This window comes from Mesorhizobium kowhaii, from assembly GCF_042431665.1.
GTDB lineage: Bacteria > Pseudomonadota > Alphaproteobacteria > Rhizobiales > Rhizobiaceae > Mesorhizobium > Mesorhizobium kowhaii.
Genome location: NZ_JBHLYT010000085.1, coordinates 1 through 10901, shown reverse-complemented (window position 1 = coordinate 10901; position 10901 = coordinate 1). Strand labels below are relative to the sequence as shown.

Genomic DNA, 10901 nt, shown 5'->3' with positions numbered 1-10901 from the left:
CTCGTGCCATGCCGCTGCTCCTTCCGCAAATCACTTCGATCAGGGAATCAGAACAAGCCGTTCACTGCAAACAAACGACTCCGATTAAGGGAAAACCGCTCTAGACGCTGTTGAAGTCGGCAAAGGACATTCGAAACGTGCTGTGCCCGCGACCAGCCTCGCAGCAGCAGAATTGCTGGGTCTGTATCCTCAAAATGTCTTGACGCATTTGCCGTCTGCCGATCGCGTCGGCTGGTCGTGACGGAAGGCAAAGTCGTGCTATTGTCGGAATCAGTCATGATCCGAGCTCCTAACAGCTTGGGGCGTGGCAAGGCTGCTGAGGGTGGTCGTAACACCATCAGCAGCCGCAGTAAGCGGCTCCCATAATCGTATCAGGGTTACGATATCTCAAGTGGCGATGCAGATCAACATAAATCGTATCGATGTTACGAAATGAACATCATCCAGTGCAAGATGGCGCGGGTTGCCCTGGGTTGGGGGACGAGAGACTTGGCTCGGAATGCTGGAGTTTCACCGGATACTGTCGCCCGGTTTGAGCGGGGAGAGCAACTGAAGGGCACTACCGTCGCAGCACTCCGGAACACATTTGAAGCCGCTGGGATAGAATTCATTCCGGAGAATGGCGGCGGTCCTGGTGTTCGTTTGGCTCGCACTCAGAACTGACGCCCTGTTCGCCATGCAACAGGATCGGCGATCCATCGATCGACATCGGATTCTCTCCAGCCCGCCCCGTTTATGCTGATCTTGATCTGCGCGGGGAACGTGCCTTCGGCAATCTTGCGATAGAGGGTTGAGCGGGACAGGCCAGTCCGGTCAAGGACGGTTCTGAGGCGTATTGTACGATCTGGCTCGGGCATAGCTCGCCTGCTTTTCAACGGCTGTTGCCGGTATCCGCTGGGACAACAGTGCGAACCAATGCTGGACGCAATCAGACTTTTCGCCTGACCCGCCTCTGGCGTGGAAACGGCGGCAAATCGGAGGGGTTCAGATTCCTATTCCGCGTCCCCTGCCGATGCCATAGCTAAATGCGAGCTCCGCAACGAGGCTACGGCCGGAATCGGTATGAATGCCAAGATCACGTTTGCGGTTGGCAAGGAGCGATTCCAGCTGTGGATCGCGTCAAGGCTCTTGGCCATGTCGGACATGGCCGAGCGGGTCGACTGGTAGCCCGACATGTCGCCGGCCTGGTATTGCGTTAGGCTCGTGCGATCGAGCTTTTGCCAGCGTTCCACGAAACGGGCGGCGCGGCGGCCCGGATCAGTGTCCAGCCCAGTGCGGATTTCGGTTTCAAGCTGGAGAGCCAGCACGATGCGGTTGACCCGGCCGGCCCCCGCCTCACGGACAAGCTCGGGATTTTTCGCATAGGCCGCTTCGGCATCGCGCCAGCCGTGCGGCCGAACCTTCTCGAAAGCACTGCGGGCATCCCTCAATTCGCGCATCTGCTCGGGACTACCCTGCCCGTCCGCATTTCCAGTGCTGAGGATCGCGTCGAGCGCGCGTGCGTGGCGCACAAGCGCGTTCGTGCGAGCGCGGCGCAACGCCGCTTCCGCGTCCATCGGCATATCCGTGTCGCGCGACACTCCCTTGGCGGGAGTATTTCTTTCGGGCGTGGAGCCAGCGTCAGCGATTTGCGCTCCAACATTCTCCCTTCCCGGACTGCGTCCACGGTCCTGGCCGGGCTCGGCGTCTGCGGGCGAGCGCCACCCGTCCAGCAGCCCGTCGATCCGGTCGCGGAGCTTTTCCGGAACAATCCGGCGCACGATCTCGACCACACGCTGGCGGAAGGTGATACCGCGCCGCTCGGCATAGCTCTGTACCGGATCGACTAGCTCGTAATCGGAAGCCATGTCCTTGGCGCGGTCACGCGATAGCGTGCGGACAAGCCGTTCGCGGGTCGCGAAGTCGTCGCCGCCGTAATGCAGGTCCATCCCATCTCGATGCCGCGACAGCGCAACGTAGCTGCCATGTGCGTCCAACGTCGGCCACAGCCACCGACGTTTCGTGGGAGTTGATACTGGCCCACTGGGATGACCAAACGGAACTGCTTTACATTAGCAGCACTGGGCCGACTGCGTCTGATCAGCTTGCAAAAGCGCTCTGTGGCGATGACACGACACGCATCAGGGATCAGGCAGTGTTTCGTTGCTTCCACGATTTCAACCAGCTGGTCATCCGCAACTTGGGCATGACGCACCGCCAGGGCGGTGGAACGCGCTACTCCATGCTCATGGGGATCGACGTTAGCGACGGTATAGACAGTCTGATGAAGGCGGAGCGCATTCAGAACAACATCTTTGGTTGTGGCTATGAAGACGGCGAGCCGCGTACGTTTGGTTGTTCGATCAAAGGAAAGTTCTGGTCACAGTCCCGCATCCACGATCTCACCGACTGGACTGCGTGGTGTCATCGCCTGGGTGCGCTCCTTGACAACGACACCATCCCGGAGTCAGCGGCGTTCGCGTCTGCCATGCGACCCCGCCTCATTGCTGTACGCCCAGATGCTCACCCGCTGGTGATTCATTGGCCTATGAGCCTTCTGCTGTCCTTCGAGGAGCGAATTGAAATTTCATTCGGCGAGAGTTCTTATCCGTTTGCAGAGTGTGATCTCGCACTCTCGAACAACGCTCGTAGCGGTGCGCTCAAGTTTGACGTGCGCGCGCACGACAAGAAGGCGGAGTTTGAAATCGGCTTCACGGCGACCGACGCGACTTATAGGCAAACATCGGGTCCGCCTTGCCGGATAAAAACGCATCGGCATGACCGGACGATGGCGGAGTCTTTTGCGGACGATGCTCCGCAAATCGACTTTGGCGACGGATCGTTCCTGATCTACTCACATCTCTACGTTCCGCCGAAGGAACTGGACTTAACGCCCATAATGGATAGTGCCATTGTTCCTTGGGACTGGACTGGAACAAACCCGCGCATCGAATCGCAGGGTCCGGAGCGCCGTACGGACTCTGTACAGTACCGCGTCATTCAAGAACTGAAGAAAAGCGATTACGACATCATCTTCGATGACGACGGTACCGGCGAGTTTGCTGACGTTATAGCGATCAAAGTCCGGGAGACATCGGTCGATGTGCTGATGTGCCATTGTAAATATGCTGGTACCGATGCGGGCAAGGCGCGGCTGGACGATCTCTATGAGGTTGCAGGGCAAGCGTTGAAGTCAGTGCAGTTTTGCCACAAGCCAAAACGCTTCCTTCGGAATATGATGAACCGCGAGAAGCGTCGGCTGGAGCGTGGGGAGTCGACACGCTTTGACCGTGGTACGCTGGGGGTCTTGAGAAGGCTGCATGCGAGCTGGAATCAGTATCGCTTCGAATACAAGGTTTGGATCGTGCAGCCAGCAATCTCAAAAGCTGCAGCGACGCAGCCTATTCTCCAGTTGCTTGGCTTCGTGGGAAAGGCGCTGATCGATCATCGCCGCATCCCTCTGACCGTCGTCACCAGAAGCTGACGCTTCTCAGGCGCTTCGATCGGCAGACCAAGTAACCCGCTCGGCCAGAAACGCCGCAAACGGCTTCACATTCATGTTGCCGCTCGCCTCTTCCAGGCCCGCCAGGTACGCCTTGCGGTCTTCCACCCTGACAACAGTCCACGGATAGCCACCGGACGCCAGCATGGCATTCATGAGGAACCGCGCCATACGGCCGTTGCCGTCCGGATAAGGGTGCACATAACCTACAAGCCAGTGCCCCAGCACGGCGCGCACGGAAGCGTCTTTCTCCGTTTCCAGCAAGTCAAACAACTCGTTCATGCCATCGGGAACAGCCTCTGTTCGCGGCGGTACATGCTGCGAACCGCGCAGGTACACCGGGTGGTTCCGATAACCGGCAAGTGCACTCGCCCTGAGTATGCCAGCCGTCACGGACGGCGCGAACAGCTCCCGGTACCACTCCCTGTGTGTATCGCGCGTCAAGGCTCCTGCTGGCGCGCCATCAATGATGGCCGCCACGGACTCTTTGACTTTCTGAAACGCGAGATAGTAGCCGCGCGCGGCGAGCGCATCGCGGTTTTTCCGGTCCGCTTCATCGATCTCCGGATTCCAGCTTCCTTCGCGCACGCGGTCGATGAGCTCGGGCGTCACGCTGTAGCCTTCGATCGACAGCGAGTGATAAGCGTCGCTCTCGTAGATATCCTCCACGAACTTCATGTAAGCGTTCTTGTCGGACGGAAGGCCCGGCGCCTTTGGGAATATCTCTATGATCGCTTCGCGCTGGGATTCCCAGATTGCGCGCAGGCGCGCGACCAGCGGCGGCACACCCGCCGCTATGGTCGTAACCCCGGTCCGACCCGCGAACGGATCGGACTCGCGCACGTCGTACCCGGCCGCTTTGAAGGTTGCCACAATTTCATCAGCGAAGGCATCACGCCCTACGCGGCGGAATGCGCCCGCGAGTCGCCCCGCCACGGCGGAATGGCCGCCATCAAGAAGGAGGGCCAGTACCGTCGATACATCGCGCACGGACGCCATGGCGACCTGCATTTCGATAGGCGCGCGCTGGAAGAATCCTCCGGTACACGGATAAGCGCGGCCTCAACGGTAAGCACCCGCTGACCGTTCTTCTCCGTCAGCTGTTCCGGCATTTCCTTGACCGCAAGGTCGTAGAGGGAGGTGCCGAACAGCAGGTCGATCCTGTTGTTCTTTCCTTTCGGGGTATTCACCACCACCTGTGGAGGGATGGTCGGCGCTTCCGCCTGCAGCAGGAGGGACTGTTCGGGAGACAGGAACCAGTCTTTGCCGAACCGGTCATTGCAGTACAGCGAACAGAATTCCCAGAAGCTTGCGTACCAGGGGGTGGTGTCCTGTTGCTGGGCCTGAGGGCCGGTGGACATGACCCAGCCTTTGATCACATCGCGCAGAAATCCGTTCGCCACCAGCCGCTCCCGGTGGACGCGCGTCAGCTCGTCTGACTTGAATATGCGCCGCCCTTGCTCCTGCAGCTCTTTGAGGATGGCTAGGGGCTCTGCGAGTTTTTCATGGGGCTTGGCCACGGACGTGCCTTTGCAAGTTTTTTGTGTTGTGCGAATACAAGTATATAATGCTGCACCAGCACAAGTCAATGATGCCGTGTAATCGCAAGTTTATTAAGTTGTGGAATCGCAAGTTTATTATGCGAAAAAGATTTAAAATATAATTTCTTCAATGCGTTAGCCTCGCAGGACGCACCCGGCCGACCGCCGAGTCCCTAGAGGCTTTTAAGAGGCCAGCAGATAGCTAAGGCTCCCGAAGCTAAACCTCTACGCCCAATAGGGCTGCCGCCTTGGGATCGTACCGGTAGCCGGTGATGGTCCTGTTCCTGATGCGGTCAACGGCCTCGTCCACACACAAGATCGTGCGCGACCATTCATTTTGCAACAGCGCCGCAGCCGCTTTTTGTTGAGACTGGTCAGCTTCTCGAAAGCTCGCCCTCCTAACGTTTGATGAAATTGATCTTCTACGCCTCGCCGTTAACGGAAACAGATGTGGGAATACCTGATGATAGCAGCAATTGGCGATAGACTTGGATCCTTGGCCCGCACCGGGCATGGACATTCGAATGGACAGTCGCGGCACGCATCCAGCGAGCCCTCTGGTCATAGCAGCGGGCCTTCTGGTCCTACCAGGCCGGGTGGCGAGATCGGTCGAGCGGACAGTCCGACCTTTTCTGGGGATGGCTCGCAAGCTGCATCTGAAAGCGATGCCTTCGAGACGGCTCTCCGTTCTGTTGCGCTAACTATTGTGAACGATGCCATGGCTGATGCCGACGACGCTCTGGCAGACACTGAAGAAGATGCCTGACGTTGGGTGGTCCGCGTCGGGAGGTGCGTGCCGTCGGTGACGGCACAGTTCGAACAGAAGGGAAACGATATGAGTAAAATAGGTACTCTTGGTAGTTTGGGTGGTGCTGGCGCTGCGGCTGGTGCGGACGTAGCTTCCAAAGCCGCTGGGGCTGCCGCATTCCAGCAGCAAATCCAGGAGCTAACGGCGGTTAGCTTGGAGGCTACGGCTAGGAGTATAGAGCTGCGCACTGTTACGACCAACTTGCAGACAATCAAGAAAGCGGCCGACGAACGCGTTCAGTAATCTCGGAAACGGGGTTCTGGAAACCCTCGATCGCTGCCCTGGGTGGCGCGATGTGTGACCGAAATGAGCCGCATGGTAATTGCCATGCGGCTTCTTTCCTGATTCGGGAGATCATCCTTGAATGACGCTGTTTCCCTTCATTTCGAAGTTCTGTCGGGGGTCTATTGCGGGCTGACCGGTAAGCCGACTCTTGAAACGAACTTAATCGGCAGTGGCCTCGACGCCGATATAATCTTCGTCGAGCAAGGACTGGCGCCACATCATTTTCGTATCACTCTTCTTGGGAATTCGATCGAGGTTGAGGCGCTTGCAGGCGGACTCAGCATCGAGGACAATCGGAATATTGCAGCAGGCGAGTGCGTTGTGCTGCCCCTTCCTGTCATCATTCACGCCGGCGCGATGTCCATTCTCTGGTCAGCGCAGGATGCAGCGCCGACTGGTTCGACCGCCAGACCACGCCTCTCGATCCTTATGCTCACCTTGGTGTTACTCGGCTCTCTCGGGATCGGCGCACTCTCGGCTATGTTCTCCTATTACGGCACTGCTGATGCATTGAACGCCAAGTCGCCAGGTGCCGAACTTGAATTCAAGCTGACCAATAACCGCGCTGATGATCAGGCTACCGTGGCTGTGGCCAAAGACCTGCAAGAGGAAGTCGATAAAGCGGGCCTTCACAATATTATGATCGGCTCCGCGAAGGGCGTCGTGACCGCTGAGGGCACCGTCACGTCAGCATCGATCAGCAGTTGGCAGAGGGTTCAGCAGTGGTTCGATCATCGCACGAACGGCGCTCTCACACTGGTGAATGGAGTGGTTATCAAGGAGGAGAAGGCGCCATCCGCCATCGCGGTTGAAGCAGTTTGGCGTGGGCCCCTTCCGTATCTGATAATCGCTGGCGAGAAGTATTTTGTCGGCGCGCTTTTGGATGATGGCTGGACGGTCGATCGGATCGAGGAGGGTCGTGTGCTGATGAGCCGAAATGGTCGCGTTGCTGCTCTGCCGTATTAAGGGCTTTCAGCTTCGCGGGCCGTATTCAGGAGAACTCCAATGCTCAAGCTATCCCCCTGCTGCGGCTTCTCGCCTATCCGCTCATCCCGGAAGGTTTCGGCGATGAGGCACCGATGGTCCTGACCACACTGGATACGCCTAACCGGGGATCCTCGCGCTTTCCTCTGACTACCCTCGCGTGGCGATGCGCTGCGTGGGACCGGCCGCAGGGACGAGGCGCGCGCGGCCTTCGAAAGCTACGTTTCACTGCGTGGTAGCCCAGTAATTCTCAAACGACCACAAAGGGGCCCACATGCCCAACGTCCTGCGTAACTTCATCGACCGTGCGCCGGCCAACCCCGACTTAATGGTCGCGTTGATGCTGCTGCTGGCGATAGGTATGATGGTCATGCCAATCCCGCTCGTGGTTGTCGACACGCTTATCGGATTCAATTTGGGTTTGGCCATATTGCTGCTGATGGTTGCCCTGTATGTCAGCACGCCGCTTGATTTTTCGTCTTTGCCGGGCGTCATTTTGATTTCCACGGTGTTCCGTCTGGCGCTTACCATCGCAACGACACGACTGATCCTGGCCGAGGGAGAGGCAGGCAGCATCATCCACACGTTCGGCGACTTCGTAATCTCAGGCAATATCTTCGTCGGCTTTGTCATATTTCTGGTCGTGACCATGGTCCAGTTCATGGTCCTCGCGAAGGGTGCCGAACGCGTAGCGGAGGTGGCGGCCCGCTTCACGCTCGACGCTCTGCCGGGCAAGCAAATGGCGGTCGACGCAGAGCTTCGCAACGGCCACATCGATGCCAACGAATCTCGCAGGCGGCGTGCCGCATTGGAGAGGGAAAGCCAACTTTTTGGCGCGATGGATGGCGCGATGAAATTCGTAAAGGGCGACGCCATCGCCGGGCTCGTGGTGATCTGCATCAACATGCTGGGTGGAATTTCCATCGGCCTGCTTTCGAAAGGCATGTCCTTCGGCGAGGTTCTGCAACACTATACTCTACTGACCATAGGTGACGCGTTAATCTCGCAGATTCCGGCCCTGCTGCTTTCAATTACAGCGGCAACCATCGTCACGCGTGTAACGGGGGCCGCGAGGCTCAACCTTGGGACCGACATAGTCAATCAACTCACGGCCAGCAAGCGAGCATTGCGGCTGGCGGCCTGCGTCTTGGTTGCGATGGGGTTTGTTCCCGGTTTCCCTCTGCCCGTCTTTCTTACGTTGGCCGCAGTCCTCGCCGTCGCAAGCATTGCCAAGGGCGATGGGCAGGGCGCCGACAATACCAATGCTACAAGTGCAGATCAAGTAGAGCCTCAAAAACAAACCGTGCCTGCGCAGGCAAGCCCGCTCGCCTTCTTTCTTGCGCCGAGCCTTACGCATGAGATCGACCAAGCCGAATTGGAACAGCACATTGCACGCGTTTCGCAACTCGTCTCAGCTGATCTCGGCATTATCGTTCCGCGCATTCCAGTTGCGGTCGACGAGCAGCTGCCCGAGTCGCAATTTAGAATAGATGTCGAGGGCGTGCCAGTCGAACAGGATTTGATTGATCCGACACTGCTAGAACTCGCAGACGGTCTGGCGAACATTGAACTTAGCGGCATCCCCATTCGGCATGATCCAGAAGCGGACAGAATCTGGGTCGAACAAGGCCATGCACCGGCTCTCAACGCTGCCGGCATCCGCTATCACCGAGCGAGCGAACTCCTTGCCTCGCGTGTCCATGCGACGTTGACCCGCTATGCACCGCACTTAGTGGGTATCCAAGAGACCCGCGAATTGCTGGGCCGAATGGAGCACGATTATGCTGATCTGGTGAAGGAGGTGCTGCGCACGACGCCTGTTCCCCGGGTTGCCGATGTGCTGCGCCGCCTGCTGGATGAAGGTATCCCTATCCGCAGCACCCGCCTCGTCTTGGAGGCATTGGCCGAATGGAGCGAACGTGAGCAAAACGTCGCGCTGCTCACGGAATATGTTCGCTCCGGCATGAAGCGGCAGATCTGCCACCGCTTTGCCAACACACAAGGTATCGTGCCCGCCTTTATTATCGAACGTGAGAGTGAGGATATGGTGCGGAGTGCGGCTCGAGATTCGGCTGCGGGCCCCTACCTCGTGTTAGAGGATCTGCAAAGCGAAGCGCTGCTGTCACAGATGCGCAGCATCTTTTCCAGCACAGCACCGGATCAGACCCGCCCCGTCATATTAACTTCGATGGATGTTCGACGCTTCGTCCGCGGCTTTCTCACCCGAAACGGGATCGATCTGGCTGTGTTGTCTTATCAGGACCTTGCCTCCGACTTCACGATTCAACCCGCCGGATCCGTCAAGCTCCCCCCTGGAACAGAAGGGGAAATGTCGGGGGACTCTCGCAGTATCCGCGTTGCCGCCAACTCAAAGGCACAGCACTCTATGACAGCTGAGAACCAAACATGAATTCACATGAGAATATTGCCACTCCGCCGTTACTTTCATCTCGTCTGCGCTCAGTTCTCTTCTCAGTACTCGCCATTGTTCCGCTCGGAGGTTGCGCTAGCTGGAACAAGCCAGTTCTTTCAGTGAAGGAGACGTCGCCCCCAGAGTTGCTCGGCGCTGATCAGATCGATCCGGCCATACGCGAGCGCATTTTGCGCGCAGTCGGTCAGGATGCGCAAGAGCGGGCTTTGCGGGATGATCTGAAGCAGCATCCGGACAATGTCGATGCGGCAATCCGTCTTACGAAGGTCTTGCTGGCGCAGAAACGCCCGAATGAGGCGCTTCAGGTACTCGACAACCTCTTGGTAGCAGCTCCAAGTAATTTGCGGGCGTTGAACGCGAAGGGAGTTGTTCTGGATTTGGAGGGGCGACATGACGCGGCAAGAGCGTTATATCGGCAAGCTCTTGAAACAGAGCCAGGGAATCTGATGTTGCGCCACAATCTCAACTTGTCGCTTGGGGTAGACGGGAAGGCCGAAAGGAGTGCGTTGGCACGATCGCGATAGCCGTGCAAAAGGCCCCGGACTGGCACACCGGAAAACGGAATTCCAACCGGGACGTCGTCAGTTGGATGTTTGCCGTTGATGAACAGCACTGGGAACAGAATGTGCCCTTGAAAGGACGGCCGATCATGCTCTTACGCGCCATTCTAAAGACACAGCTGGGCGTTGGCGCGGGTTGTAGAGTATACCCGGCTGAGTGCTTCTTAGGAATGGCGTCTTGTGCGTGGGTTGGATACCGCACTTCTGCGATCGTCTTTTTGTGCGAGAAACCAGCAGCGAAGCAACGAAGAAATTCCTGACCATCCTAGTTAATCAATCGCTGCGCAGAATCTTTGCTTCGAGTGCAGCAGCCACGAAAGCCCTTCGAGCAGCTGGCGGATGAATTTCACCGCGCAATACCTGCAGACAGGCGTTCATCGCCACCTTCCGTTTCTCGGTCTGACGATGAAGGTCACGCAGTAGGATAGCGGCCGCGTCATTAACATCGAACACCATACGCTCTGAGCTGTCGCGGGTAACCTGGATAACGACCGGCCTCTCAAATCTGCTCGAGCGGGTCATGTCTGTACCCACATGCGGCAATAGCCTTGGTCGCACTTGCTTGCCCAGCCGAACAATTCTCGCCCATTTTCGAGCAGCGCTTCCGCTTTCGCCATGCATGAAATCTCGACACATTGCCCTCCCTCGGCGCGCCCAGCACCAGCCGCATGGCGCCGAAGCCTAAACTTCTGCTTTCCCGGTGCCCGTGTCGAAGACGGTCGAAACCCGCTGATAAACGACGACAAGATCTGAAGCGCTGGAAGAGCAAAGGCGGCCGCCCGCGCGCTCTTCAACTAGCGCTGTAGCGGGC

Annotated in this window: 9 protein-coding genes and 1 pseudogene; 5 read left to right on the top strand and 5 right to left on the bottom strand. The window is 57.9% G+C overall.

Going from position 1 to position 10901, the window contains the following annotated elements; genetic code table 11:
* Window positions 1-432 precede the first annotated feature (432 nt).
* A complete protein-coding gene (locus tag ACFFNA_RS34595) occupies window positions 433-663 on the top strand; it encodes a helix-turn-helix domain-containing protein (RefSeq protein ID WP_245331120.1) in 231 nt (76 codons plus the stop codon).
* On the opposite strand, the gene ACFFNA_RS34590 is transcribed toward ACFFNA_RS34595, so the two are convergent.
* The gene (locus ACFFNA_RS34590) at window positions 654-857 is read right to left on the bottom strand and encodes a helix-turn-helix transcriptional regulator (RefSeq protein WP_378924376.1); all 204 of its coding nucleotides are present in this window, start codon (window positions 855-857) and stop codon (window positions 654-656) included. The genes ACFFNA_RS34595 and ACFFNA_RS34590 overlap by 10 nt on opposite strands.
* 127 nt (window positions 858-984) lie before the next feature.
* Window positions 985-1982, bottom strand: a pseudogene (locus tag ACFFNA_RS34585) (Ti-type conjugative transfer relaxase TraA); the annotation flags it as partial.
* Window positions 1983-2008: 26 nt separating this feature from the next.
* Here ACFFNA_RS34585 and ACFFNA_RS34580 point away from each other — a divergent pair.
* A complete protein-coding gene (locus ACFFNA_RS34580) occupies window positions 2009-3463 on the top strand; it encodes a hypothetical protein (RefSeq protein WP_378924375.1) in 1455 nt (484 codons plus the stop codon).
* 6 nt (window positions 3464-3469) lie between these two features.
* Here ACFFNA_RS34580 and ACFFNA_RS34575 read toward each other — a convergent pair whose 3' ends face one another.
* Together ACFFNA_RS34575 and ACFFNA_RS34570 are read right to left on the bottom strand one after the other, a co-directional pair.
* Window positions 3470-4480 (bottom strand): Fic family protein, encoded by a 1011-nt coding sequence (locus ACFFNA_RS34575; protein ID WP_378924374.1) that lies wholly within the window; start codon window positions 4478-4480, stop codon window positions 3470-3472.
* The gene (locus tag ACFFNA_RS34570; protein ID WP_378924373.1) at window positions 4381-5001 is read right to left on the bottom strand and encodes a hypothetical protein; all 621 of its coding nucleotides are present in this window, start codon (window positions 4999-5001) and stop codon (window positions 4381-4383) included. The genes ACFFNA_RS34575 and ACFFNA_RS34570 overlap by 100 nt, the downstream gene beginning before the upstream one ends.
* A 1189-nt stretch (window positions 5002-6190) precedes the next feature.
* Here ACFFNA_RS34570 and ACFFNA_RS34565 point away from each other — a divergent pair.
* The 3 genes from ACFFNA_RS34565 to ACFFNA_RS34555 all read left to right on the top strand — a co-directional run bounded on the left by ACFFNA_RS34565 (window position 6191) and on the right by ACFFNA_RS34555 (window position 10054).
* Window positions 6191-7081, top strand: a complete 891-nt coding sequence (locus ACFFNA_RS34565; RefSeq protein WP_095085197.1) for a SctD/MshK family protein — start codon at window positions 6191-6193, stop codon at window positions 7079-7081.
* 292 nt (window positions 7082-7373) lie between these two features.
* On the top strand, window positions 7374-9509 hold the full coding sequence (gene sctV / locus ACFFNA_RS34560; RefSeq protein WP_378924372.1) for a type III secretion system export apparatus subunit SctV: 2136 nt from the start codon (window positions 7374-7376) through the stop codon (window positions 9507-9509).
* Window positions 9506-10054, top strand: a complete 549-nt coding sequence (locus ACFFNA_RS34555) for a tetratricopeptide repeat protein (protein WP_095085194.1) — start codon at window positions 9506-9508, stop codon at window positions 10052-10054. The genes sctV and ACFFNA_RS34555 overlap by 4 nt, the downstream gene beginning before the upstream one ends.
* 309 nt (window positions 10055-10363) lie before the next feature.
* Here the strand turns inward: ACFFNA_RS34555 and ACFFNA_RS34550 are convergent, their stop codons facing one another.
* Complete coding sequence (locus ACFFNA_RS34550; RefSeq protein WP_378924371.1) at window positions 10364-10612, bottom strand: DUF982 domain-containing protein; 249 nt, start codon at window positions 10610-10612, stop codon at window positions 10364-10366.
* Window positions 10613-10901 lie beyond the last annotated feature (289 nt).